The following is a 24,295-nucleotide window of genomic DNA, read 5'->3' on the forward strand; positions in this document are numbered from 1 at the left end:
TCTGTTTGTTTTATTTGGCAAATCCACCAAACAAAACAAAATTATCTAAACCACATCAATGACTCATCCATTAAGCCATCGTTTAGCGTACGATCATCACGGTTTTATTTTACGAATGTTTATAAGCGCCAAACTGCGCCAAAAACACAAACCGCAAAAAACAAAACCAAAAATAAAATAGACGATCATCGCACGACAATCGTCTATTGTAACACCATTTGCCAAAAATTTTACGTCAATCACAAATTTTGTGGCGAAAATTTTGGCAAAGCGTCATAGAAAAGGCTGGATAATCAGTTCTTTTCTTTGTCAATGATTTTCTTGGCAGAAATCCAAGGCATCATCGCACGCAATTTCGCACCTGTTTGCTCAATGCCGTGCGCAGCGTTTAGACGGCGGCGCGCTGTCATTGATGGATAGTTCAGCTGACCTTCAGCGATGAACATCTTAGCGTATTCGCCAGACTGAATGCGTTTTAGGGCGTTGCGCATGGCTTCGCGTGATTGCTCGTTGATAACTTCCACACCAGTAACGTACTCGCCGTATTCTGCGTTGTTACTGATTGAGTAGTTCATGTCTGCGATGCCGCCTTCGTACATCAAATCCACGATCAATTTTAGCTCGTGCAAGCACTCAAAGTATGCCATTTCTGGTGCATAGCCTGCTTCTACTAGGGTTTCAAAGCCCATTTTCACAAGCTCAACCGCACCACCGCACAGTACCGCCTGTTCGCCAAATAGGTCGGTTTCGGTTTCTTCACGGAAAGTGGTCTCAATGATACCAGTACGGCCGCCGCCCACGCCTGCTGCATAAGATAGCGCAACTTGCTTGGCTTGACCTGACGCATCACGCCAAACAGCGATCAAATCAGGAATACCGCCGCCTTTGGTGAATTCGCTGCGCACGGTATGACCCGGTGCTTTTGGTGCAACCATGATTACGTCAAGGTCAGCGCGTGGCTCGATTTGGTTGTAATGGATTGCAAAGCCGTGTGCAAATGCCAAAGTCGCGCCTTGTTTGATGTTTGGCTCGATCACGTCTTTGTAAAGCTGGCGTTGGAATTCGTCTGGCGTCAAAATCATCACCAAATCCGCACCTGCAACCGCTTGGGCAGTTTCTGCAACTTTCAAGCCTGCGTTTTCCGCCTTTTTCCAAGACGCAGAACCTGCACGCAAACCAACAGTTACATCAGCGCCGCTGTCTTTTAGGTTCAATGCGTGCGCATGACCTTGAGAGCCGTAGCCGATGATGGCAACTTTTTTGCCTTGAATGATAGACAAATCACAATCTTTGTCGTAATAGATATTTAAGCTCATAAGAGTTTTCCTTAAAATATGCCGTAAAGGCGTGGGTTAAACAATTTATTCAAAAGGATTTAGCAAATGAATGCCGTCAAATCCGATAAAATCTTTGGTGTTGCGCGTAACTAAAATCAAATGATGCGCAATGGCTGTACCTGCCAAAAAGCTGTCAGCAAGCGGTGCAGGATTTGGTATGTGTAAATGGGCGGTTTTTAGCGCACTGTTTGCATCAAGCGATAAAACACGCTCGCCAAACTCTGCTTTTATTTGATGGTCAAACCATCGCCGCAAAACATCTGCCTGCTGTTTATCCTTGCGTGCTTTTTGTAAAATGCCACGCTCTAGTTCAAATAACGTGATGCGGATAAATAACAACAAGACAAATCCACGCCATTCACCCATCTTTTAAACGCAGGTGAACATTGCTCCGAATTGATTTTTCGCATTTCGCTGATAATATTCGCATCTAACAAATACATCACAAATCAATCTCTTTGGGCAAATCATGCACTCTGTCAAATTCCACATCGCCAGCCAATGCCAAATCTTCTAAGCTCATGCCTAAGCGTTCGGCATTGGTTTTGTGTGTTTGCTGGTATTGTGCGAGTAATTTTTGATAAAAAGCATAGGAAATCAATACTCTTTTTTCATCGTCATCGCCAATTACCACAGGCTCTTTTTGGCTGTATTGCCATGCTTGATTTGGACTTTGTGAAAAACTTTGTTGTGTGATTTGCATTGTCTTTTCACCCATTTCATCGCAAAATTTGCACGTCAATCATCTGTTAAACTTAACAAAAAAGTAGCGCTAAACCACTTTTTGTTAGCGTCTTTATCGCAACTGACGCTGGCAAATGCACATTACGCCTACAAAAACGCCAAAATCTACAAAATCTGTACAACCACCCTAAACAAAGCCATTGTACCATAATTTTGGCGTTTTCATGCTTGGCAAGTTTGCGCTTATAGGCTAAGCACCTTCTCACCACGTGCAATGCCAATCACCCCTGAGCGCACCACTTCTAGGATACGATCACGACCGATGACGTCAATAAAGCCGTCCAGTTTGCCAGCGTCGCCTGTGATTAAGATGGTGTAAATGCTTGGGCTGACGTCCACGATTTGCGCACGGAAAATATCCGCAGTGCGATACACTTCTTCACGGTGAGAGCCAGTGGCGCGCACTTTAATCAGCATCAGCTCACGCTCCACTTGGCTGCCTTGTGCCACTTCCGAAAGGTTTTGCACTTTTACCACTTCAATCAGCTTGTGCAGTTGCTTGGTGAGTTGCTCGATTTTCGCTTGTGTGTTGATGGTTGTCAATGTCAAGCGTGAGATGGTCGGGTCTTCGGTAGCGGCAACGTTTAGGCTGTCAATGTTGTAGCCACGCTGTGAAAACAAGCCCACCACGCGCGACAATGCGCCTGCTTCGTTTTCCATCAAAACTGAAATCAGATGTTTTTGTGCTGAATTGTCAAAATTTGCCATTAGGTGCGCTCCCCTTTTGATAGCCACATATCACGCATGGATTGTCCTGCCACTTGCATTGGATAGACGTGTTCTGCTTTATCCACATACACATCAATAAATACCAGACCGTCCATCTCAAGAGCGGCTTTTAGCTCGGCTTCCATCGTGGCTGGGCTGGTGATACGCACGCCTTTGTGTCCATAGCTTTCGGCAAGTTTGACAAAATCAGGCAAACTTCTCATGTACGACTGCGCATGACGACCTTCGTACAGCATATCTTGCCACTGCTTCACCATGCCAAGCTGGGCGTTGTTTAGGTTTAGAATCTTCACTGGCAAATTGTACTGCAAGCAAGTAGAAAGCTCTTGAATGTTCATCTGAATTGAGCCTTCGCCTGTGATACACACCACCGTGCGCCCAGGCTCGGCAAGTTTCGCTGCCATCGCATACGGCAAGCCCACGCCCATCGTGCCAAGACCGCCAGAGTTCAGCCATTGGCGTGGCTCGTCATATTTATAATACAGCGCAGCAAACATTTGGTGCTGACCAACGTCAGAAGTGATGATTGCCTTGCCATCGGTGAGCTTGTACAGAGTTTCTACCACACGCTGCGGCATGATAGCGTGAATCTCGGCATCGGTGTCATCGCCATAACGCAGACCGTGGCGTTTGCGCCATTCGTTGATTTGCGACCACCAATCAGCCAGCGCATGCTCATCAATGCACTTATCGCTTTCTTGGAGCAGTGCCAGCATTTCGTTCAGCACAAGTTTCACATCGCCCACGATAGGAATGTGCGCTGAGATGGTTTTTGAAATGCTTGCTGGGTCAATGTCAATGTGAATCACAGTCGCATTTGGGCAGAATTTTTTGACGTTGTTGGTTACACGGTCATCAAAACGTGCGCCCACCGCCAAAATCACGTCCGAATGGTGCATGGTCATGTTAGCTTCATAAGTGCCGTGCATACCCAGCATACCAATGAACTGCGAATCCGAACCCGGATATGCGCCCAAGCCCATCAAAGTATTGGTAACTGGCAAGTTGAGCGTTTTGGCAAGCTTGCGCAGCTCATCAGACGCATTGCCAAGCACCACGCCGCCGCCTGAATACAGCACTGGACGTTTTGCCGCAAGCAAGGTTTCTAGAGCTTTTTTGATTTGTCCACTATGACCTTTATGCGTTGGCTGATAAGAGCGTACGCTGATTTCGCTTGGCATTTGATAAGCGAATTTATCGCTTGGATTGGTCATATCCTTTGGAATGTCCACTACCACAGGGCCGGGACGGCCAGAGCTTGCGATATAAAACGCCTTTTTGATGATGGTTGGAATTTCTTGCGGATTACGAATCTGGAAGCTGTGCTTGACAATCGGACGCGACACGCCAATCATATCACATTCTTGGAACGCATCATCACCCACCAAGGTAGACGGTACTTGCCCTGCCAGCACCACCATCGGCACAGAATCCATAAAGGCGGTGGCGATTGCCGTAACGGTATTTGTCGCGCCCGGCCCTGATGTGGCAAGCACCACACCAACTTTACCAGTCGTGCGGCTATAAGCGTCCGCCATGTGTCCTGCTGCCTGCTCATGACGCACCAAAATATGCTCAATCTTATCTTGCTTGAAAAGCGCGTCATAAATGTGCAGCACCGAGCCACCCGGATAACCAAAAATGTACTCCACATCTTGATCCACGAGCGCTTGGACAATCATTTCTGCACCAGACATCATGACCGTTTCGCCACGAGCCAGCTTTTCTTGATTTTCTTTAAAATTTTTGGCAGCGTCTGCCGTTTGGGTATGCCCTGTCATATTTGGGGCTTGGGTGGTTTGCGTCATAAGATACATCCTTTTTGTCTGTGCAAACAGACGGCTAAGTTAAGGACGCAGCTGAAAGGCGAATATGGAAGGCGCAAGGGTGAACCGATAAGAGATAGGCGGATGTTTTTGTCTATTTCTTACGTCTTGCAGACCGATAAGTCCAAATGCAATGCAAAATAAGCCATGAACAAACGGTAATTTGCCAAGTCTTATAGTGCAAACGCAGCACCTGATAAATAGCTACGCCGACTTAACAGCGGTATCGCACCGCCATCAAAAACAACAAAAGCTATATTACCCTAATTTTTACAGCTTGCCAAGAGATTTTTCGCAAATTTTGCTGATAAATTTAAAAAAGTTATCTTTGGTAAAATTTTGGTTATAAGCCAAATAACTTTTAGGAAATTCAAACACTTACCGATAATCATCACTGCGCCTAAAACGCCCGTTTTCCAAGCCAAACCTAAAATCATTTGTTGAAGTTCTTACAACTTGCTACAATATGCCAAAACTTGCCGTGTTTATTTTTGGCGCAATTCATAAAAGTCCTAAGACAATTCATAAAAATCCTAAGAACTGACACGCCAAAACACGCAAGACAATCCATCAGCCAAACAACCGCCCAAACCTTGCCATACACATGAATCGCCAAATCAAAAAGCCTGAATTTATTATCGAGCCTGCGTCTGCGCTTTGGTATGGCGTGCGCGATTTTTATGTGAAGGCGATGGCTGGCACAATGGCTAGATTAACGGCTGGCGGCTTGGTTTTTGGCGGTTTTGTTTTTACTGGCTTGGCTGCATTTATTTTACCAAGCACTGCTGCCACCATTTATTACAGCACAGGGCAATTTGGCGAAATGCGCTTTAGTCAGTTGCCGCCAGCTGCCGCTCACACGGCGCTACAGTTTCATGAAGTGCGTAAAGGCGCAGCACAATCTGGACAATCTGCAAATCAGCCGCAAAACTTTGGGCAAGCTGCCACGCCTGCCCACCAGTCCGCAAGTCAAGCCACGAGCCACGCCAGCACGCCAAGCCAACAAAACGAACCATCGCAATGCCAAATTTTGCGTGATAATTTGGTGGCGCTCAACGCTGGCGGCAGCGTGGTAGAAACGGACGCCACAGGCAAGCGCACCACACTCACCGATGCGCAAATCAGCGCACGCAAAGAGCGCATCAACCAAACGCTGCTCACTTATTGCCAAGGTGCATCATGACTTTGGCGCAAAACACCCCCAAGCAAAACAGCACGGTACAAAACAGCGAAAATCCGCCTGACAAAGAAGCCGTCAAAACGTGGATTAAAGAGCAGGCCTTGGCACTGGGCTTTAGCGACTGTGGATTTTTATCCGTATCGCACCCAGTTTTTGCCAAAGAAATCAAACGCTTACAAGCATGGCTGGATAAAGGCTATGGCGATTGCCTGCCGTTTTTAAAGGAAAATCATCACCTGCGCGCCAATCCCGCCTTGCTGGTGGAAGGCGCAAAAACCATCATCAGCGTGCGCATGGATTATCTGTGCGACAAGCCCGCGCCCCGCTGCGTGGAAGATGACGCACGCCCAAATCACGCCATCATCGCGCGCTATGCTCGTGGGCGTGATTATCACAAAACCATGCGCCAAAAGCTCAAGCAGCTTGCCAAACTCATAGAAGCCAAGTTGCCCGAATGGCAGCACCTGACCGATGGCGCGCCTTTTGTATTTCGTCCGTTCAGCGATTCTGCGCCGATTTTTGAAAAGGCTGCCGCTCATCATGCTGGGCTTGGCTGGGAAGGTAAGCACACTTTGCTCATTCATCGTCAAGCTGGCTCATTTTTCAACTTAGGCGAGCTGTTTGTCAGCCTTGATTTGGCTGCACCTAATGAAGATAATCCCGCCAAAAACTTGTGTGGCAGCTGCTCTGCCTGCATAGACGTCTGCCCCACACGCGCCATCGTGGGCGCACGCACGCTCAATGCTGCCGCCTGCATCGCCTATCTCACCATCGAGCATGACGGCAGCATTCCCACCGAATACCGCAAAGGCATTGGCAATCGCATTTTTGGCTGCGATGACTGCCAGCTGATTTGCCCTTGGAATAAATTTGCCAAAATCACCCAAGTTGCCGACTATGCGCCACGGCACAGCCTAGACGACATCAGCCTTTTGCAAGTGTGGGCGTGGAGCGAAGACGAATTTTTACAAAAAAGCGAAGGCTCGCCACTCAGACGTACAGGCTACCTAAACTTACTAAGAAACACCGCCATCGCCCTTGGTAATGCGCCATTCTCAAAAGACATCATCACCGCTTTGCAAGGCAGAATCGGACAAAATCCCATGCTGGACGAGCATATTGATTGGGCATTAAACGAACAACGCCAAAAACAGCTAAAAATTGATTGCCAAATGATTTGCGATGAATGATGGGTTGATTGCTGAGCCAAGCTGTTTTGCAATCAAACCAGTTTTATCGTCTTAACAAATAAAAAAACCGACAACCATCAGCTGTCGGTTTTTGCTTAAGTCCGTAAATTGGCAAATGCCAATCAACGCTTTGCAAATACTAATTCACAATCATATAGATTGCAATTAGGCAGGAATACGCAATACTTGACCCACATAGATTTTGTCAGGGTCTGACAGCATTGGCTTGTTTGCGTCAAAAATTTTCATATAATCGTTGGCATTGCCGTACATTTCTTTGGCGATTTTTGACAAGTTATCGCCAGATTTCACGGTATAAAAACGTGATTCTTCCGCTGCTTCTTGCACTTCTAGGTTGTCCACCACCGTTTCAACGTGCTGAACATTACCCACCGCCAAGCGCGCACGCTCACGGTCAGCTTGAGTTTTGGCAGTGCCTGACAAAGTTACGGTGTCGGTGTCGCCATTATAGCTCACTTTCAAGCCATCAATCTGTACGTTTTGCGCTTGCACGCGTGCCAACAGCAAATTGGCGATTTCTTGTGCGCTTGGCTCGCTCGGTGCAGCGTCTGGCGTGGCAGCTGGCGCGGCTTCTTTTTTATCACGATTAAAAATTTTATCGCCAATGTCTTTAGCAAAACTAAAAATACCCATGAATGCTCTCCTTGTGTTGCGTAATGAGTGTTGATGATGAATTGTCAGTGCAGCAACGAGTGCCTAAAGCCAACAATTCAATGGTTTTTATACTAACGCTTTTCACATACAAATACTGTGGAGATTTTTTAAGAAAATTGTTGCACTCTTGTTGGTTTTGTAACTTTATGAAATTGCTTGCCGTCAAAACAAGCTCACCGCCATCATCACAACACAAAAAAACAAAACCCCAAAAGAAAGCCTTTTGGGGTTTATGCGTTAAATGCTCAAGGCAAAATTAGCCCAATTTTGCAGTAACGTAGTCAATCGCTTTTTGAACGGTGGTCAGCTCAGCTGAATCTTCGTCTGGAATGGTGATGCCAAAATTGCTTTCAAATGCCATTACCAACTCAACCAAATCTAGCGAGTCTGCACCTAGGTCGTCCATGAAAGACGCACCGTTTTGGATTTCATCAACGTTCAGACCCAGCTGCTCTGCTACCGCGTCTTTAACTTTTGCTTCGATATCGCTCATGTGATATTCCTTAATTTAATGGAAAAGTAAATATTGCAGGAAATGGGCTGCACTTAGCCGCCTATCCTATGTCAATCAATGATTAAAACCGTAAACCAAATGCTTGCCTGCGTAAATGGCGTTTTTGGCAAGCGTTTTGGATACATTTGTTCACAAATTAGCTTAATGATAGTGCGATTTTTGACGTTTGTCAATACTTTTATGCACATGCAGTGCATTTTTGCGCTTTTATCATCAAGCCAGCTTGCGTTACATATACATGCCGCCATTCACCGCAAGCACCGTGCCTGTGATGTAGCTGGCTTCATCGCTGGCTAAGAAAGTAACCGCCGCCGCCACTTCTTCTGGCTGCGCCATGCGCCCAAGCGGCACGGCATCCAGCATAGAGCTAATCAGGCGTTCGTCCAACTCTTCGGTCATGTCTGTTTCCACAAAACCCGGCGCAACGCAATTAACCGTTACACCGCGCGAGCCAATTTCACGAGCCAGCGCACGCGTAAAGCCTTCCACGCCAGCTTTACTGGCTGCGTAGTTTGCTTGTCCTGCGTTGCCCATTTGCCCCACCACAGACGTGATGTTAATGATGCGGCCACTGCGTGCTTTCATCATGCCACGCACCGCACGGCGAGATGTGCGATAAATTGAGCTGAGATTGGTGTCAATCACACTTGCCCAATCATCATCTTTCATGCGCATCAATAGCCCGTCTTTGGTAATGCCTGCGTTGTTCACCAGCACGTTTAGACCGCCATACACGCTGTCAATCTCTTCAAACAGCTTGTCAATCGCTTCATCATCGCACACATCAAGCACACGCCCAATGCCGCCAGATTCATGCAAATACTCTTCGATGACCTCTGCGCCTTTTTCACTCGTGGCAGTGCCGATGACAAAATGCCCTTCTTTAGCAAAGCGCAGCGCAATCGCACGCCCAATGCCACGGCTTGCGCCAGTTACCAAAACAATCTTACGACTCATGGTGGTATCCTTTGTTAAATTTATGCTGTTTAGTCAATGCTTTTAAGCGTTTGTCTGATTGATAAATGACAAAATCAGCCTATGTTAAGTTTATCAATAATTAATCAAACTCACCAATCACACTTTATCAAATCGGACAAATCACGCCATCATTCTTCGCTCAATGCCGCTTCTAGCTTTTCTAAGCGTGCTAATTTATCGCTCGGCAAGGCAGCAATCGGCTCGGCTTGACGCTTGGCAAGGTTTGAAAGCACGTTGCCCGGTCCACATTCAATGATGAGCTCCACATCGCACGCCGCCATTTTTTGCATGGTTTTTGCCCATTGTACTGGCATGGACAGCTGCTCAATCAGAGCTGTTTTAATCTCTGCCAAATCGCTATGCACTTTGGCATGGCGGTTTTGAATGACGGCAATTTGCGGCTCATTAAAATTCGTCTCGCCAAGCAATGCCGCCAGCGCATCACTGGCTGGATTCATCAGCTCACAATGCGATGGCACGGACACTTTTAAAGGCACGGCTTTTTTGCCAAGCGCTTCTACCGCGCCAAGCACCGCTGCCACGCCCACTTGCGTGCCTGCCACCACCACTTGTCCGGGGCTGTTAAAGTTCGCAGGATTAACAATACCTGCATTTTGGCTGGCTTCTTCGCACAAGCTGGCAACCTGCTCATCTTCAAGCCCAAGCACCGCCGCCATCTGCGTATCCATGCCAGACACCGCTTCGCTCATCAAGCGTCCACGCTCATGCACCAGCTTCGCCGCATCGCCAAGCGACAGCACACCTGCCGCCACCAATGCCGAATACTCGCCCAAAGAATGTCCCGCCAAATACATAGGCGCAGCGTCCTTAGCGCTCAATTTGTCCTGCAAAATGCGCCAAATCGCAATGCTTGCGGTCAATAGCGCAGGCTGAGTGTATTCGGTTTTGTTTAGGCGAGTTTCATCTTGGGTAACTTCCCACAAATCAAAACCTAGCGCAGCACTCGCTTCATCAAACGCTGCTTGAACTTCAGAAAACTGCTCCGCCAGCTCATTCATCATGCCAACGCTTTGCGAGCCTTGTCCCGGAAAAACCACCGCCACACGCTTGGCGTTTTTTGCTGTGTCTGCCATCATTCACCTGATTGTTTTTGTTAATAAAAATGCCTTTGTGAGTTTGGATTGTACTGTCTGATTTGCGCCATGCGATTGGCAAAGTTTTCTCATGCCAACTTTTTATACCAGCTTGTTGTGCCAGCTCATCATGCCAACTTGCCATTCTGGGTAAATTTACACGATGAATTTCACAAAATTCACCGCCATTCACCAGCAGACTGACACACCTAAATCAAAACGATACAAATCTCAGCCAAAAGCAAAGTCTGCCCATTTTAGCATAAAAATAAACGATTGTTTACTCAAATGCGAATATTTTTCTTGCGTAATTTGACTTGGCAAAATACCGTTCAAGCAAATTTGGCTTAAAAATAAAACGACAAACTCCCAAATTCTAGCCAAACATCCTGCAACTATAAAGCACAAATCAAACTCAATGCTTAAAAAGCAAAAAACCAAACCCCAAAGAATGCGGTTTGGTTTTTATTTCTATACACTCGCCATCTTATGCGTATCCACACAAACTCAGTAGAGTCAGACGAGCGACAAGGTTAGTCTTCTTGGCTTACCTTGAATAGCTGACGACCACGGTAGAAACCGTCTTTGGTCGCGTGGTGGCGAATGTGTTTTTCGCCAGTGGTTGAGTCAATGCTCAAGGTAGCCACAGAAATACGGTCGTGTGAACGACGCATATCACGACGTGAGCGGCTTTTGCGGTTTTGTTGAACTGCCATGATAGCTCCTAAATTCCAAAAGACAGCCAAGCTGCCAATTTACAAAACGGTTAGAAAACGGCTGCGCACCTGATAACGGGCGATTTTTTGCATCTTTTTTGGGAGTTGGGCAATCCCGAATCCGCCTGCTAGAGCATTAAGCGCAATAAACGCTGTATTATACCGAAAAATTTTCCAATTTTAAAGCCCTAGAATAGATTTTTTACGTATTTTTGGTGATTTTTTGTAACCAGCGTGCAAATTTTTATCATCGTGTGTTCAAAAAACCAGCCTGCCAAGTTGTGCAGTTGGCAAAATCATCAATTCAGCCGACCTTTTAACGCTGCCAATGCCGCAAAAGGATTTTCAGGCTGCTCTTCTGGTGCGTCGCCCACGCTGTCGGTCAGCATTTCGCAGTCATCATGGCGCGGCGCAAGCGGCAAAGCAAGCAGCAGCTCATCTTCAAGCAAATCGAGCAGCGGCAGCATTTTGCGTCCATCATGCGGATTAAGCTCGTCCACCAGCACAAATTCTGCACCGTCTACAAGCGCACTGTCTTTTTCGTCCGCCAAAATCGCAAGTTGGTATTCACCAGACACGTCCACCGCCATCGGCTCAAGGCAGCGTTGGCATGGCAATTTTAGCACGCCAGCGACCGCAAAATTCAGCCACAAAATGCCGTTTTTCTTGGCAAGCGACACGCTCACATCAAGCACACCATCACGGCTGACTTGTGCGGCAAGTCGTGGCAATTCATCAACAGACACCTTGCCCGCCCAATCAAAGCCAATATCCGCCCATTTTTCCAAAACGATGTTGGCTGGCTGATTGCTGGCTGGCTGATTTTTGCTGGCTGTCATGCTGTCTTGTGGCTTGTTGGTCGTTGTCATGCGTAGTTCCAAATTGGTTAAATGCCGCAAACGCGCGGCTTTTGCCCACATTATTTCATAAATTGACAAAAATTTCAGCCTTATTTTAAGTTTTACTGCCAAATAAATTGCGCCCAATCTCTCAATAGCCGCCCAACAGCCGCTCAATAACCGCTCAATTCTCACCAAATTATCAATATTTCACCGCAGTAATTTTCCCCAAATCCGCCTAACAAATTTGCTATAATAAACAAAACCCACGATTTTTATTCTATGACTGATTTTTCTGTACTTGCACCAACAAGCAGTGCCATCGCACCCAGCACGCCATCGGCAAATGACAATTCTTGCCAGCAAAGCGCACACGATTTATGGCAACGTTTTTATCACCATACTGCCATCACTGACGATATGCACCGCTTACTCGCAGCCGTCATGCCTGATTGGCAACGTCAAAAGCTGCAGCTGCAGCACGCTTGGCAAACGCTGTGGGTGAAATTATCCCAAGGCGAAACGCCAGACGAAAAATCGCTGACCGACTGGCTCATCACACTTTTTAATGCGCTGTTTGACAACACCGTCGCCACGCCTGTTGCCACCGTGCTGGTGCGTGGTGCTGGCGAGCCAGAATACTTTGCCGCCAGCGAAAATGCGCCTGCACGCATTGAGTTTGCGCACGGATTTTTTCAAAGCGCCCTGCACGAAATCAGCCATTGGTGCGTGGCAGGCAAAGCAAGACGTGAGCAAAACGATTTTGGCTACTGGTATGAAGCTGACGGACGAAACGAAGCCACGCAGCGGCTGTTTGAGCAAGTGGAAATCAAGCCACAAGCGATAGAATGTTTGCTGAGCTTGGCGTGCGGGCGGTTTTTTTATGTATCTCAGGACAATCTAAACGCCGATTTTGACACCACAAACAGTACCTTTGCCGCTGATGTTTTTGCCAAAGCAAGCGAATTTTTGTATGCGCCAGAAAGTCTGCCACGAGACGCCAAACGCCTTTTGTGGGTATTGCTTGCGCTTTGCCAGCCAACGCTTTACAATGACGCATGACTTAACAAAATTTAACGCAAACACGATGAATATTTTATACACTCACCCAGAAAATCCGCAGCCGCGCCTGATTGACCAAGCGGTGCGCGCACTGCAAAATGACGAGCTGATTGTTTATCCGAACGACTTGAGCTATGCTTTTGGCTTGGCGATTGACGCCAAAAATGCGCTTGAGCAATTAAAACGCCTGCGCGCGCTTGATGATAAGCATCAATTCACCCTGCTGTGCCGTGATTTGAGCGAAATCGCCACGTTTGCAGCGGTGGATAATGCGCAATATCGTGAACTCAAAGCGCACACGCCAGCTGCGATTACCTTTATTTTAAACGCCACCAAAGACACGCCCAAAAAACTTGCTCACCCCAAGAAAAAAACCATCGGTGTGCGTGTGTGCGATACGCCGATCGTGCGTGCGCTGCTTGATGGCTTGAATGCGCCACTTTTGACAAGCTCTCTTGTGCTGGCTGGCGATGAATTGCCGCTGGACGATCCTTACGACATTGAAGAGCGGCTTGGCAGTCAGGTGGGTGTGTTTATCCACACGGGTGTGATGAGTACGCACAGCACCAGTGTCGTGGATTTAACCAGCGTGCCTGCCACTTTGATTCGTCAAGGCGTGGCAGATGTCAGTGCGTTGGTTAGGTGATCTGGGTTAGGTGATCCGTGATTTGAGTTGGGTAATCTGTGGATTGGGTTAGCGCAACCCAACATTTCAAGCAATAAACTTTATTTCAAACGTTGGGTTTACACTCCGTTCAACCCAGCCTATAAATTTGCTCAAAAACCGTTCGTGGCGAACTTGTCAAACCATGGTGGTTTTTTACAAATCCTTTGCAAGTTCGACCCTTCGACAAGCTCAGGGCGAACGGAAAAAACCATGTCCGTAAGCTGTGTTGGTAAAAGCGTAACCCAACGTGTTTTAAGACGGCTTTATGAATTTGTTGAGTTTTTGCTTTGCTCAACCCAACTTACAAACCCAACTCTCAAACCACCATTTCGCATTCCACAAACCCCACAAAAAATCCGCCTAAAAGCGGATTTTTGCTTTAAAAACAAGCCATCATTCGCCATCTTTGGTTTTACCCATGATGACTTGATCGCTTTTTGCTTGGGTCAGCTCATCTGCCGCCACAACCACGCCCACCTGCTTGACAGGCCATTCCATGATAAAACGTGCGCCGTGCAAAGTTGGGCTTTCGTCCACTTTCATGGTCGCATTAAACCAAAACGCAATGCGGCTGACGATGGACAAGCCCAAGCCATAGCCGCCAGACGCTCTCGTGCGGCTGTCGTCCAAGCGCGCAAAAGGAATGAACACCTTTTCACGGTCGGCTTCTGGAATGCCGTGTCCGTCATCTTCCACGCTGACAAACGCCACGCCCTTTTTAATGCCTGCACTGATTAAAATCGTGCTGTCGGCATAGCGCATGGCATTGCCTGCCAAATTTTGCACCACTCGGTGTAGATATTTACGATCCGCCATCGCCACCGCTTTGGCATTTGGCACATTGACTTGCACACGAATGTCCTTGCCCATCGCATTGGTTTCACGCTCAATTTGGCGCACCAAATCCGCCAAACCCACCATCTCCCAATCAAGGCGTGGCGAACCTTCTTCCAATTTGGCGTACGTCAAAATCTCATCAATTAGCTCATTAAGCGACTCAATGTCTTCATCAATGAAATTTTTCTGCACTTGTCTTGAATCGTAATCGTCTTCGTCCGCCAGCATATCCACCGCAAAACGAATCCTTGCCACAGGCGTACGCAGCTCATGCGACACCGCACGCGTCAGCTCACGTTGCGACTCAATCAAGCGCTTGATATGCGCAGTCATGGCATTAAAAGTAGACGACAATTTCGCCACATCGTCATGCCCCACCACTTGCACTTTGGTGTTCAAGTCTCCTTTTGCCACACGATCCACGCCCGCTTGCAACAGCTGCAAACGCCGCTCCAGTGGGAAAATCAAGCCATACACACCAAGGCTAATCAGCAGCATACTGATTAAAACCACGCTGATTAAAAGATTCAGCGGAAACCAATTAAACAAACCCACAGGCCCAATGACAATCGCTGCCGAATCCAGCTCGGACGCCACCACCACAGAAATGGTAGAATTTTTTACGCTGTCGCCATCTTGAAACAGCAGCACAGGCTCATCTCGGCGCAGTCTTGCGATTTGGTCAGGGTCTAAATCTAGACTTTGAATCGGACGAATGCGAATGGGGTGCGAAAATTTTTTGCTTAAAAATTCAAGGCGCTGTCTTTTGGCGTCCATCGTTGGATAATAAGACAAATCGTCCAGCAAAAAAATCGTCATCGCACGCACTTGGCGCTCGCTCACCTGATCGATGGTAACGGTCAAAAGGTTGTCTTCGCCAGTAATGCGCTGATAAATTGTGGATTCTTTGGTATGCGGATTATAACGCACCACCGCCTGCTCAGCGTTTAGGCGGCGCACTTCTCGCCCTTTTAATGCCACCGAATCCATCGGCACGACAGAAAATTTCTCACCAAATAGACTGCTTGCATCATTAAGCCAATAGCTGCGTGCTGACTCGGTGGTTTGGTGGGCAATGCCCTGACTGACCAAATAAAACACCCCAGACGACACAGTCTCTCGGTACGACTGAATGCGCTCTTGGTTGATGGTGTCCACCAAAAGATACGCAAAAAAAGCCACCGACACACACACCAGCAAAAGCCCAGCGTAAATGCGAAAAAAGATACTGCGCTCAGTCAGAGAAATTTTAGCCATGGATTTCGTGATTGATGAGTAAATGGATAATAATCATCGCCAGCCCACAAACAAAAAAGCCAGCAAAGCTGACTTTATTGTAGCACAAGATGATAACTTGTGAATGCGACGAAATAAATCAGTTACCTTCTTTTACAAATAAGTAACCTTTACTGCGCACGGTCTTAATGCGTTTTGGGTTTTCTGGATCATCGCCAATTTTTGGACGAATGCGTGAAATGCGCACGTCAATAGAGCGGTCTTGACCGTCATATTCAATGCCGCGCAAACGCTCAAAAATGTCTTCACGAGAAAGGATTCTGCCAGAATTTGAAGCCAGCAGCCACAACAAATCGTACTCAGCACTGGTAAAATCAACCAACTCATCGTTCAACGTTACCGAACGACCGCCGTTGTCAATCACCAAATCACCAAACTCCAAACGCTGTGGCGAATCTTCTGCAGGTGCGCTTTCAGAACGACGAAGCAATGCACGGATACGCGCAAGCAATACGCGCGGCTGTGCAGGCTTGGTAACGTAGTCGTCAGCACCCATTTCCAGACCCAACACTTGATCCATGTCATCGGTGCGCGCAGTCAACATCAAAATCGGATTTTGATAATTTGGGCGCACTTCACGACACACGGTCAAGCCATCACTACCCGGCAACATCACGTCCAGCACCACCAAATCAGGCTGCTCGCTGACGATACGGCGAATCGCACGCGTGCCATCATTTTCAATGGCTACGTCCAATCCATTACGGCGCAGGTAATCTTGGGTTAATGCCGCCAATCGCTCATCGTCTTCTACGATAAGGATTTTAGGCATATCTTCTTTTTCAGGCGTTACTGCTGTGGTCATGATCTCACCTTGATGTAACATGGATCAACTTACCGTTAGGCACGGTTTTTGTATTTTTGAATCGTTTGCAACTGTGCCACCGATTCTGCCAAAGCTGCTAAAGCGGCGTTGGTTTGTACGGTGCTGCTTTGGTTTGCCAGCATTTGCTCGGCTGCTCGGCGTGCTTCAGCGATTTTCGCTTCGTCCAAATCGTGCGCACGTTCAGCAGAATCCGCCAAAACCGTAACCACGTTTGGCTGCACTTCTAGTACACCGCCAGACACATAAATGACTTCTTCGGCACCCTCAGCGTTTTTAATGCGTAGCGCACCCGGCTTTAGTAGTGTGATTAGCGGCGTATGACCCGCCAAAATACCCACTTCACCATCATGACCATTCGCAATCAGCAAACTGATGTCGCCAGCGTACAGCTCTTCACGCGCGCTCACGACACGACACTTAAAAGTCGCCATTGATTTCTCCCAATCGTTTTCAATCAGTTGAGTGAATCAGGCAAAGCGGTCAAGCCACAATGCCTGATGTTACGCTCGCTTAGGCTGCTTTTAGTTTTTCTGCTTTTGCGATGGCTTCGTCAATGCCGCCTACCATGTAGAAGGCTTGCTCTGGCAAGTGATCGTACTCGCCTTCAATGATTGACTTAAAGCCTGCGATGGTATCACGCAATGCAACGTATTTACCCGGCGCACCTGTAAACACTTCCGCAACGTGGAAAGGTTGAGACAAGAAACGCTGAATCTTACGAGCGCGGTAAACCACCATCTTATCTTCTTCAGACAGCTCGTCCATACCCAAGATGGCGATGATGTCTTTTAGCTCTTTGTAGCGTTGAAGCACTTCTTGCACGCCACGCGCAACGGTGTAATGCTCTTCGCCAATAACTTGTGGGTCTAGCTGACGAGAGGTAGAATCCAGTGGGTCAACCGCAGGATAGATACCCTGAGAAGCGATGTCACGGCTCAATACGACAGTTGCGTCCAAGTGCGCAAAGGTAGTCGCAGGTGATGGGTCAGTCAAGTCGTCCGCAGGAACGTAAACTGCTTGCACCGAAGTAATAGAGCCTGATTGGGTAGAAGTAATACGCTCTTGTAGCAAGCCCATTTCTTCTGCCAATGTTGGCTGATAACCTACCGCAGATGGCATACGACCTAGAAGTGCTGACACTTCAGTACCTGCTAGAGTATAACGGTAGATGTTGTCCACGAACAACAGAACGTCGCGGCCTTTACCAGTGGCTTCGTCTTTTTCGTCACGGAAGTATTCTGCCATGGTAAGACCAGTCAAAGCAACGCGCAAACGGTTTCCCGGTGGCTCGTTCATCTGACCGTACACCATCGCAACTTTAGACTTGGTGAAGTCTTCAGTGTTCACAACGCCTGCTTCTTGCATTTCGTGGTAGAAGTCGTTGCCTTCACGAGTACGCTCGCCCACGCCAGCAAATACTGACAGGCCAGAGTGTTTCAATGCGATGTTGTTAATCAACTCCATCATGTTAACGGTTTTACCAACACCCGCACCACCGAACAGACCAACTTTACCACCTTTTGCGAATGGGCATAGCAAGTCAATTACTTTAATGCCTGTTTCTAGCAGTTCGGTTGAGTTTGATTGCTCGTCATAGCTTGGCGCTTCACGGTGGATAGACCATTTTTCCGCTGAATTTACTGGGCCAGCTTCGTCAATTGGGCGACCCAAAACGTCCATGATACGACCTAGGGTTGCTTGACCTACTGGCACAGAAATCGGCGCACCAGTATTAGATACTGACAAGCCACGCTTTAGACCTTCGGTTGAACCCATGGCAATGGTACGCACCACGCCATCGCCCAGCTGCTGCTGAACTTCAAGTGTTGTTTCTGTGCCATCGACGCTTAGGGCATCAAAAATTTGCGGCACTTGACCACGGCTAAACTCAACGTCAATTACCGCGCCAATAATCTGCACAATACGACCGCTCATTGCGTTCTCCTGATTTTAAATTCGTTATGGCTATTTCGTTAAAACGAATGATACCAAATTTGCTTGATTTGCTTTAGTTTGCCAACGTGGCTGCTTGAATGTCAATCCTTGACTTACGAAACAGCTGCCGCACCACCAACGATTTCTGAAATTTCTCGAGTAATCGCTGCCTGACGCAGTTTATTGTACACCAATTGCAAATCTTTAATTAAGTTGCCAGCGTTATCGGTTGCCGCTTTCATCGCCACCATACGCGCCGACTGCTCTGAAGCAATGTTTTCAAGAACGGCTTGATAAACGATTGATTCAATGTAGCGCACCATTAGGCTGTCAATCAGCGTTTTGGTGTCTGGCTCGTAGATGTAATCCCAGCTGTGCGCTGCGTCAGCTTCATCGTCCAACTTGCCTTCTGGCAATGGCACAAGCTGTGTCAATGATGGCTTTTGAGTCATGGCATTGACAAATTGGTTATACACCAAGTAAATGCGATCCAAGCGACCTTCGCTATAATCGTCTAGCATGACTTGCACAGGCACGCTAAGCTGCTCATAGCTTGGGCTGTCGCCGTAATCGGTCAGTGCCGAACTCACCTTTCCGCCGAAGTTTTTGAAAAAGCCCACGCCTTTTGCACCGATAACAGCAAATTCAATCTCAACCGATTGATCTTGGTATTCTTTGACGGATTTGAGCAAGTTTTTGAACAAGTTGATGTTCAGACCACCTGCCAAGCCACGATCTGATGTTACCACAATAAAGCCCACACGATTAACAGGGCGGCTTACCATGTACGGGTGCTTATAATCCGACTGCGCTTGCACCAAGTGCGAAATCACACGGTGCATACTCTCGGCATAAGGACGACCCATTTCCATGCGCTCTTGTGCACGACGCATTTTACTGGCAGCCACCATTTGCATTGCACGCGTGATTTTCTGAGTGCTTTTAATGCTGGTTACTTTTGCACGTATTTCTTTTAAGCTTGCCATAGTTATTCCAATAATGGACTTATTTTAAATGGGTGATGGTGCGTTAATTGCTTAACACACCATGTTTGCAATCAATCAGTAGCTGTGCGATGCTTTGAATGATTCAATGCCAGCTTTTAGGCGACCTTCAATGTCGTCATTGTAGTTGGCAGTTTCGTCAATTTCTTGCATCAATGCAGCGTGCTCGTTGCGCAAGTAGCGTAGCAATGCTTCTTCAAATGCACCGATTTTTTCAACGGCAACGTCAGCCAAATAGCCTTCGTTTGACGCATAAATCACTGCCGCTTGGTCAGCGATAGACATTGGTGCATATTGTTTTTGCTTCATCAGCTCAGTTACACGCTCACCATGCTCAAGCTGTTGCTTGGTTGCGTCATCAAGGTCAGAAGCGAACTGCGCAAATGCCGCCAATTCACGATACTGTGCCAAAGCTGTACGGATACCGCCAGACAATTTTTTGATGATCTTAGTTTGCGCTGCACCACCCACACGAGATACCGAAATACCTGCGTTTACCGCTGGACGGATACCTGAGTTGAATAGGTTTGACTCAAGGAAAATCTGACCGTCAGTAATAGAAATTACGTTGGTTGGTACGAATGCTGATACGTCGCCTGCTTGGGTTTCAATGATTGGCAATGCGGTCAATGAACCAGTTTTGCCTTTCACTTCGCCATTGGTGAACGCTTCTACATAGTCTGCGTTTACACGAGAAGCACGCTCTAGCAGACGTGAGTGCAAGTAGAATACGTCGCCCGGATATGCTTCACGTCCCGGTGGACGGCGTAGCAACAATGAAATTTGACGATAAGCAACCGCTTGTTTTGACAAGTCATCATAAACAATCAGCGCATCTTCACCACGGTCACGGAAGTATTCGCCCATGGTACAGCCAGAGTATGGCGCGATGTATTGAAGTGCTGCTGGTTCAGACGCTGAAGCCACAACAACGGTGGTGTAAGCCAATGCGCCAGTTTCTTCAAGTTTACGCACAACGTTTGCGATGGTTGAACGTTTTTGACCAACGGCAACATAGATACACTTGATGCCAGAATCTTTTTGCGCGATGATGGCGTCAATTGCCAGTGCAGTTTTACCAGTTTGGCGGTCGCCGATGATAAGCTCACGCTGACCACGACCGATAGGAATCATGGTATCAACTGCTTTATAACCTGTCATTACAGGCTCATCAACTGATTGACGTGCGATAACGCCCGGAGCGATTTTTTCAACTTTGTCAGTCAATTTGGCATTGATTGGGCCTTTGCCATCAATTGGGTTGCCCAGCGCATCTACGACACGACCAAGCAACTCAGGACCTACTGGCACTTCTAGGATACGACCTGTGCAGTAAGCTTTTTGACCTTCTTGTAGGCTTAGGTAGTCGCCAAGTACAACCGCGCCCACTGAGTCTTGCTCAAGGTTAAGAGCCATGCCATAAACATTGCCCTCAAACTCGATCATCTCACCATACATGGCCTCTTCAAGACCATGAATCTGTACAATACCATCAGAGACACTGACGATTACGCCTTCAGTTTTTGCAGTTGCGCCTACGTCAAGGTCTTGAATACGCTGCTTAATCAGATTGCTGATTTCAGCCGGATTCAATTGTTGCATTGCCTTGTTTCCTTTAAAATGACAACTTTCTTATGCAGTCAGTTGTGTCTTTAATTGTTTTAACTTGCCACGCACTGAGCCATCGGTAAACTTATCACCCACTTTGATGGTCGCACCGCCAAGCAGCTCAGAATCCACTGCTTCGTGTAAAATCACGATTGAACCAGTAGATTCAGCCAGCTTTTTAAGCAGCATATCGCGCTGATCGTCAGTCAGTGGGTAAGCTGAAGTAACGTATGCATCAACTTGTTTTAGCTCTTGAGATTTTAGCTTGCTGTAATGAGTCAGAATTTCAGGCAATAAAGCCAATCTGTCTTGTTCTGATAGCTGAGTGATAAAATTAACCAAGCCTTCAGAAGCAGGCTCTGCCGTTTGCGCATTATAGATGTCAATCAAGACGGCAGTCTTTTGCTTTGCAGAAATGGCTGGATTGTTCAGCAGTGCAACAAAATCAGCGTCTTTTGCCACATTGCTTGCAACCAACAAAAAGCTCTCCCAGTTGTTAATCACATTTTGTTCTTTCGCATAATCAAACGCAGCTTTTGCGTATGGTCTTGCTAAGGTTGATAATTCAGCCATGATATCCTCTAATTACAGCTTCGCTGCCAACTGTTGTAGCATGCTGGCGTGTTCTTGTTCATTGACTTTGCCTTGCAAAATCTTTTCTGCACCAAGTACCGCTAGTTGAGCAACTTGAGAGCGCAATTCTTCACGAGAAGTTGCAACTTCTTGCTCTACTGTGGTGTGCGCTTGTGCAATAATGCGCTCGCCTTCCAAACGAGCTTGCGCCTTGGCATCTTCAATCATTTGATTGGCAGTTTTGTTTGCACGTTCAATGATTGACGCTGCTTCAGCTTTCGCTGCGGCAAATTCTTGCTCAACTTGCGCTTCTGCAGAAGCTAGGTCTGCTTTGGCTTGTTCAGCCGCATTTAGACCATCTTCAATTTTGCGTTGGCGCTCGTTAATTGCACCGATCAGTGGCGGCCATACGAATTTCATGCAGAACCACACGAAAATCGCAAACGAAATCGCCTGACCGATTAGTGTAAAATTAATGTTCATCTAACCACCTCGTTATTAGTGAAAGTCAGGTGATAGCCAATTTCTAGGCACTAATCATAGTTGCTTATGCGTTTGGCTATGCTTAGTGCCATCAAAAATGGGCATTAAACTGACAGCTTCAGCTTATGCGAATGGGTTAGCGAACAATAGAAGCATTGCAATACCAACGCCGATCATAGGCACGGCGTCAAGAAGACCTGCAACGATGAACATTTTGGTTTGTAGCTGTGAGCCAAGTTCTGGCTGACGAGCGGTGCTTTCTAGGAATTTACCGCCTAGTAGAGCAAAGCCAATGCCAGTTGCTAGTGCGCCTGCACCGATAAGTAGAGCCACTGCAAGTAGAGTGTATTGAGCGATTACTGGATCCATGATGTCTCCTTAATGACCTATATCAAGGGTTGAAATTAAAAATGGGTTCAAATTAATGTTCTGATGTTTGTGAGATGAGCGATAGGTAAACAATCGTCAGCATCATAAACACGAACGCCTGAAGTGTAATAACCAAAATATGGAAGATTGCCCAAGGCACAGACAGCGCCCATTGAATCCAAAATGGCATCAAGGCAATCAGAATAAAGATAAGCTCACCTGCATACATGTTGCCAAATAGACGCAGACCCAGTGAGATTGGCTTGGCAAGCAGCGTTACCACTTCTAGCACAAGGTTTACAGGAATCAAGATGGCTTGTAGCAGTGGGTTTTTGGCACTAAATGGGTGCAGAGTAAACTCAGCAATAAAACCGCCCACGCCTTTGTATTTTAGACCAAAACCGATAATCAATAGCAATACACACATTGCCATGCCAAGCGTAACGTTTGGATCGGTGGTTGGTACAATTTTAAAGTAAACGTGGTGTGGGTCATGACCCATCAGGCTGCCGATCCATTGCGCAGTACCCGGAATGAAATCGATAGGCACAAGGTCCATCAAGTTCATTAGGAAAATCCACACAAAAATCGTCAATGACAAAGGCGCAATCAGCTTTGATGGGCCGTTATAAGATTCGCGAACGCTGTTGTCCACGAAGTCCACAATCAGCTCAACAAAGGCTTGCAGCTTGGTCGGTACGCCTGAAGTGGCTTTACGAGCCACCAGCCAAAATAGCGCACAGAAAAATACGCCAAGTCCGATAGACCATAGCATAGAGTCTAGGTGAATGGCTTTAAAGCCCATCTGCGCCGCTTCTTCTGCGGTGTGCGCTACCACCCAGCCTTTTTCTGGCAAATAACCAAACGTCCAGTTGGTTAAGTGGTGAGCAATATAATCTGAGGAGGTTTGTCCAGCCATAGTATAAGCTTCTTATTTAACTCAAACAGAAAAATGTTCACATAAAATCATGCGCTGTGTGAGCCTAACCCCACTCACAATCAGCATTAAAAAATTTGTTTTACACTTACATTTGACAAATCTTTTAAAAATATTTGACCAAATGGCGTATCAAATCTCTTAAATAAGTTTAAAAATGGTATGCAAATCAATAACTTATTTAAAAAACCGACAATAAAAAACTGCGCTCATTGCACAGCACGGACAACGCTAAGCCAGCGAAGCCGTAAATTACAGTTGTAACTAAATGAGTATCTTACTTTAGTAAGCGCTATATGTAAAGAGAAAATGTGATTTTCTTGCTGAATTTTTTCAATTTTTTGTGTTGGCACACAATTTTGACGATAAATACATCTTTGAGCGGCACTTTTTCGCCAAAATAACGCCAATTTATGCCTAAAAGTTGCTTTTAAAAACCATTGGGGCTGTACTAGAATAACAACCATGTTATACTAGTTTTATGAAGATAACCCATTGTAAACTAAGTAAAAAAGTTCAAAAAAGACTGCTTGAATTTTTTGTACTCGAAGTTACTGCTAGAAGTGCAGCTGATTTACTGGGTATTCACCCTAATTCAGCAGCCCTTTTTTACCACAAAATCCGCCTTGTGATAGAATATCACTTAGCTCTTGAAGCCAACACTGTTTTTGACGGTGAAGTAGAGCTTGATGAAAGTTACTTCGGCGGTATTCGTAAAGGCAAACGTGGTCGTGGTGCAGCTGGCAAGACTGCTGTATTTGGTTTATTAAAACGCAATGATAAAGTTTACACTGTTGTTGTTAAAGATACTAAGACAAATACACTAATGCCAATTATCACAAGTAAAATCAAGCCTGATAGCATTGTCTACACAGA

26 protein-coding genes are annotated in these 24,295 nt (G+C 46.8%); 5 read left to right on the plus strand and 21 right to left on the minus strand.

Translation table 11 applies throughout. The features are described from left to right. Positions 1–293 precede the first annotated feature (293 nt). From ilvC to B0181_RS08500, 5 genes are all read right to left on the minus strand, one after another. On the minus strand, positions 294–1,316 hold the full coding sequence (ilvC, locus tag B0181_RS08475) for a ketol-acid reductoisomerase (RefSeq protein WP_078277078.1): 1,023 nt from the start codon (positions 1,314–1,316) through the stop codon (positions 294–296). A gap of 45 nt (positions 1,317–1,361) precedes the next feature. Then, positions 1,362–1,679, minus strand: coding sequence for a PIN domain-containing protein (locus tag B0181_RS08480; protein WP_147285853.1), 318 nt, complete (start codon positions 1,677–1,679; stop codon positions 1,362–1,364). Between the two features lie 100 nt (positions 1,680–1,779). Continuing rightward, positions 1,780–2,040, minus strand: a complete 261-nt coding sequence (locus B0181_RS08485; protein ID WP_078277080.1) for a hypothetical protein — start codon at positions 2,038–2,040, stop codon at positions 1,780–1,782. A 224-nt stretch (positions 2,041–2,264) separates the two neighbouring features. Then, on the minus strand, positions 2,265–2,789 hold the full coding sequence (gene ilvN / locus B0181_RS08495) for an acetolactate synthase small subunit (RefSeq protein ID WP_078277082.1): 525 nt from the start codon (positions 2,787–2,789) through the stop codon (positions 2,265–2,267). Then, positions 2,789–4,510 carry an acetolactate synthase 3 large subunit gene (locus tag B0181_RS08500; protein ID WP_245953306.1) on the minus strand — a complete coding sequence of 574 codons (1,722 nt, stop codon included), beginning with the start codon at positions 4,508–4,510 and terminating at the stop codon, positions 2,789–2,791. The genes ilvN and B0181_RS08500 overlap by 1 nt, the downstream gene beginning before the upstream one ends. A gap of 730 nt (positions 4,511–5,240) precedes the next feature. Here B0181_RS08500 and B0181_RS08505 point away from each other — a divergent pair. Continuing rightward, the gene (locus B0181_RS08505; protein WP_078277084.1) at positions 5,241–5,819 is read left to right on the plus strand and encodes a hypothetical protein; all 579 of its coding nucleotides are present in this window, start codon (positions 5,241–5,243) and stop codon (positions 5,817–5,819) included. Continuing rightward, positions 5,816–7,006 carry a tRNA epoxyqueuosine(34) reductase QueG gene (queG, locus tag B0181_RS08510; RefSeq protein WP_078277085.1) on the plus strand — a complete coding sequence of 397 codons (1,191 nt, stop codon included), beginning with the start codon at positions 5,816–5,818 and terminating at the stop codon, positions 7,004–7,006. Before B0181_RS08505 ends, queG begins: the two co-directional genes overlap by 4 nt. Positions 7,007–7,171: 165 nt before the next feature. On the opposite strand, the gene lysM is transcribed toward queG, so the two are convergent. The 6 genes from lysM to B0181_RS08545 all read right to left on the minus strand — a co-directional run bounded on the left by lysM (position 7,172) and on the right by B0181_RS08545 (position 11,852). Next, positions 7,172–7,660, minus strand: a complete 489-nt coding sequence (gene lysM, locus B0181_RS08515; RefSeq protein WP_078277086.1) for a peptidoglycan-binding protein LysM — start codon at positions 7,658–7,660, stop codon at positions 7,172–7,174. Between the two features lie 277 nt (positions 7,661–7,937). Beyond that, positions 7,938–8,174, minus strand: a complete 237-nt coding sequence (acpP, locus tag B0181_RS08520) for an acyl carrier protein (protein ID WP_078277087.1) — start codon at positions 8,172–8,174, stop codon at positions 7,938–7,940. Between the two features lie 249 nt (positions 8,175–8,423). Beyond that, entirely contained in the window at positions 8,424–9,152 is a 729-nt protein-coding gene (gene fabG / locus B0181_RS08530; protein WP_078277089.1) for a 3-oxoacyl-ACP reductase FabG, read from the minus strand. A 149-nt stretch (positions 9,153–9,301) separates the two neighbouring features. Then, entirely contained in the window at positions 9,302–10,267 is a 966-nt protein-coding gene (gene fabD, locus B0181_RS08535; protein ID WP_245953292.1) for an ACP S-malonyltransferase, read from the minus strand. A 533-nt stretch (positions 10,268–10,800) separates the two neighbouring features. After that, on the minus strand, positions 10,801–10,983 hold the full coding sequence (rpmF, locus tag B0181_RS08540; protein WP_078277091.1) for a 50S ribosomal protein L32: 183 nt from the start codon (positions 10,981–10,983) through the stop codon (positions 10,801–10,803). 299 nt (positions 10,984–11,282) lie between these two features. Then, complete coding sequence (locus B0181_RS08545) at positions 11,283–11,852, minus strand: YceD family protein (RefSeq protein ID WP_245953291.1); 570 nt, start codon at positions 11,850–11,852, stop codon at positions 11,283–11,285. A 252-nt stretch (positions 11,853–12,104) separates the two neighbouring features. Here B0181_RS08545 and B0181_RS08550 point away from each other — a divergent pair, with 252 nt between their 5' ends. Both B0181_RS08550 and B0181_RS08555 read left to right on the plus strand, forming a co-directional pair. Beyond that, the gene (locus tag B0181_RS08550; protein WP_078277092.1) at positions 12,105–12,884 is read left to right on the plus strand and encodes an elongation factor P hydroxylase; all 780 of its coding nucleotides are present in this window, start codon (positions 12,105–12,107) and stop codon (positions 12,882–12,884) included. A gap of 25 nt (positions 12,885–12,909) precedes the next feature. Then, entirely contained in the window at positions 12,910–13,530 is a 621-nt protein-coding gene (locus tag B0181_RS08555) for an L-threonylcarbamoyladenylate synthase (RefSeq protein WP_078277105.1), read from the plus strand. A 414-nt stretch (positions 13,531–13,944) separates the two neighbouring features. Here the strand turns inward: B0181_RS08555 and B0181_RS08560 are convergent, their stop codons facing one another. The 10 genes from B0181_RS08560 to atpB all read right to left on the minus strand — a co-directional run bounded on the left by B0181_RS08560 (position 13,945) and on the right by atpB (position 23,401). Beyond that, positions 13,945–15,645: an ATP-binding protein gene (locus B0181_RS08560; protein WP_078277093.1), complete on the minus strand. Its 1,701-nt coding sequence runs from the start codon at positions 15,643–15,645 to the stop codon at positions 13,945–13,947. A 118-nt stretch (positions 15,646–15,763) separates the two neighbouring features. Beyond that, a complete protein-coding gene (locus B0181_RS08565) occupies positions 15,764–16,489 on the minus strand; it encodes a response regulator (RefSeq protein ID WP_078277094.1) in 726 nt (241 codons plus the stop codon). A gap of 35 nt (positions 16,490–16,524) precedes the next feature. Next, on the minus strand, positions 16,525–16,941 hold the full coding sequence (locus tag B0181_RS08570) for a F0F1 ATP synthase subunit epsilon (RefSeq protein WP_078277095.1): 417 nt from the start codon (positions 16,939–16,941) through the stop codon (positions 16,525–16,527). A gap of 79 nt (positions 16,942–17,020) precedes the next feature. Beyond that, a complete protein-coding gene (atpD, locus tag B0181_RS08575) occupies positions 17,021–18,445 on the minus strand; it encodes a F0F1 ATP synthase subunit beta (RefSeq protein ID WP_078277096.1) in 1,425 nt (474 codons plus the stop codon). Positions 18,446–18,558: 113 nt separating this feature from the next. After that, on the minus strand, positions 18,559–19,431 hold the full coding sequence (gene atpG, locus B0181_RS08580) for a F0F1 ATP synthase subunit gamma (protein WP_078277097.1): 873 nt from the start codon (positions 19,429–19,431) through the stop codon (positions 18,559–18,561). Positions 19,432–19,506: 75 nt separating this feature from the next. Continuing rightward, positions 19,507–21,051, minus strand: a complete 1,545-nt coding sequence (gene atpA, locus B0181_RS08585; protein ID WP_078277098.1) for a F0F1 ATP synthase subunit alpha — start codon at positions 21,049–21,051, stop codon at positions 19,507–19,509. Positions 21,052–21,081: 30 nt separating this feature from the next. Then, on the minus strand, positions 21,082–21,630 hold the full coding sequence (locus B0181_RS08590) for a F0F1 ATP synthase subunit delta (RefSeq protein ID WP_078277099.1): 549 nt from the start codon (positions 21,628–21,630) through the stop codon (positions 21,082–21,084). A 12-nt stretch (positions 21,631–21,642) separates the two neighbouring features. Then, positions 21,643–22,113, minus strand: coding sequence for a F0F1 ATP synthase subunit B (locus B0181_RS08595; RefSeq protein WP_078277100.1), 471 nt, complete (start codon positions 22,111–22,113; stop codon positions 21,643–21,645). A 123-nt stretch (positions 22,114–22,236) separates the two neighbouring features. Beyond that, complete coding sequence (gene atpE / locus B0181_RS08600; RefSeq protein ID WP_078277101.1) at positions 22,237–22,482, minus strand: F0F1 ATP synthase subunit C; 246 nt, start codon at positions 22,480–22,482, stop codon at positions 22,237–22,239. A gap of 52 nt (positions 22,483–22,534) precedes the next feature. Then, entirely contained in the window at positions 22,535–23,401 is an 867-nt protein-coding gene (gene atpB / locus B0181_RS08605) for a F0F1 ATP synthase subunit A (protein ID WP_078277102.1), read from the minus strand. A gap of 499 nt (positions 23,402–23,900) precedes the next feature. Here atpB and B0181_RS08610 point away from each other — a divergent pair. After that, positions 23,901–24,295: IS1595 family transposase (locus tag B0181_RS08610; protein WP_143821559.1), on the plus strand; the 395-nt coding region annotated here is incomplete at its 3' end.

The organism is Moraxella caviae (genome assembly GCF_002014985.1).
Taxonomy (GTDB): Bacteria; Pseudomonadota; Gammaproteobacteria; order Pseudomonadales; family Moraxellaceae; genus Moraxella; species Moraxella caviae.

Excerpts from the sequence above, each read along its gene's own strand:
- ilvC (WP_078277078.1), bottom strand. The coding sequence starts at position 1,316 with ATGAGCTTAAATATCTATTACGACAAAGATTGTGATTTGTCTATCATT.
- B0181_RS08485 (WP_078277080.1), bottom strand. The coding sequence starts at position 2,040 with ATGCAAATCACACAACAAAGTTTTTCACAAAGTCCAAATCAAGCATGG.
- ilvN (WP_078277082.1), bottom strand. The coding sequence starts at position 2,789 with ATGGCAAATTTTGACAATTCAGCACAAAAACATCTGATTTCAGTTTTG.
- B0181_RS08500 (WP_245953306.1), bottom strand. The coding sequence starts at position 4,510 with ATGATGTCTGGTGCAGAAATGATTGTCCAAGCGCTCGTGGATCAAGAT.
- B0181_RS08505 (WP_078277084.1), top strand. The coding sequence starts at position 5,241 with ATGAATCGCCAAATCAAAAAGCCTGAATTTATTATCGAGCCTGCGTCT.
- queG (WP_078277085.1), top strand. The coding sequence starts at position 5,816 with ATGACTTTGGCGCAAAACACCCCCAAGCAAAACAGCACGGTACAAAAC.
- lysM (WP_078277086.1), bottom strand. The coding sequence starts at position 7,660 with ATGGGTATTTTTAGTTTTGCTAAAGACATTGGCGATAAAATTTTTAAT.
- acpP (WP_078277087.1), bottom strand. The coding sequence starts at position 8,174 with ATGAGCGATATCGAAGCAAAAGTTAAAGACGCGGTAGCAGAGCAGCTG.
- fabG (WP_078277089.1), bottom strand. The coding sequence starts at position 9,152 with ATGAGTCGTAAGATTGTTTTGGTAACTGGCGCAAGCCGTGGCATTGGG.
- fabD (WP_245953292.1), bottom strand. The coding sequence starts at position 10,267 with ATGGCAGACACAGCAAAAAACGCCAAGCGTGTGGCGGTGGTTTTTCCG.
- rpmF (WP_078277091.1), bottom strand. The coding sequence starts at position 10,983 with ATGGCAGTTCAACAAAACCGCAAAAGCCGCTCACGTCGTGATATGCGT.
- B0181_RS08545 (WP_245953291.1), bottom strand. The coding sequence starts at position 11,852 with ATGACAACGACCAACAAGCCACAAGACAGCATGACAGCCAGCAAAAAT.
- B0181_RS08550 (WP_078277092.1), top strand. The coding sequence starts at position 12,105 with ATGACTGATTTTTCTGTACTTGCACCAACAAGCAGTGCCATCGCACCC.
- B0181_RS08555 (WP_078277105.1), top strand. The coding sequence starts at position 12,910 with ATGAATATTTTATACACTCACCCAGAAAATCCGCAGCCGCGCCTGATT.
- B0181_RS08560 (WP_078277093.1), bottom strand. The coding sequence starts at position 15,645 with ATGGCTAAAATTTCTCTGACTGAGCGCAGTATCTTTTTTCGCATTTAC.
- B0181_RS08565 (WP_078277094.1), bottom strand. The coding sequence starts at position 16,489 with ATGACCACAGCAGTAACGCCTGAAAAAGAAGATATGCCTAAAATCCTT.
- B0181_RS08570 (WP_078277095.1), bottom strand. The coding sequence starts at position 16,941 with ATGGCGACTTTTAAGTGTCGTGTCGTGAGCGCGCGTGAAGAGCTGTAC.
- atpD (WP_078277096.1), bottom strand. The coding sequence starts at position 18,445 with ATGAGCGGTCGTATTGTGCAGATTATTGGCGCGGTAATTGACGTTGAG.
- atpG (WP_078277097.1), bottom strand. The coding sequence starts at position 19,431 with ATGGCAAGCTTAAAAGAAATACGTGCAAAAGTAACCAGCATTAAAAGC.
- atpA (WP_078277098.1), bottom strand. The coding sequence starts at position 21,051 with ATGCAACAATTGAATCCGGCTGAAATCAGCAATCTGATTAAGCAGCGT.
- B0181_RS08590 (WP_078277099.1), bottom strand. The coding sequence starts at position 21,630 with ATGGCTGAATTATCAACCTTAGCAAGACCATACGCAAAAGCTGCGTTT.
- B0181_RS08595 (WP_078277100.1), bottom strand. The coding sequence starts at position 22,113 with ATGAACATTAATTTTACACTAATCGGTCAGGCGATTTCGTTTGCGATT.
- atpE (WP_078277101.1), bottom strand. The coding sequence starts at position 22,482 with ATGGATCCAGTAATCGCTCAATACACTCTACTTGCAGTGGCTCTACTT.
- atpB (WP_078277102.1), bottom strand. The coding sequence starts at position 23,401 with ATGGCTGGACAAACCTCCTCAGATTATATTGCTCACCACTTAACCAAC.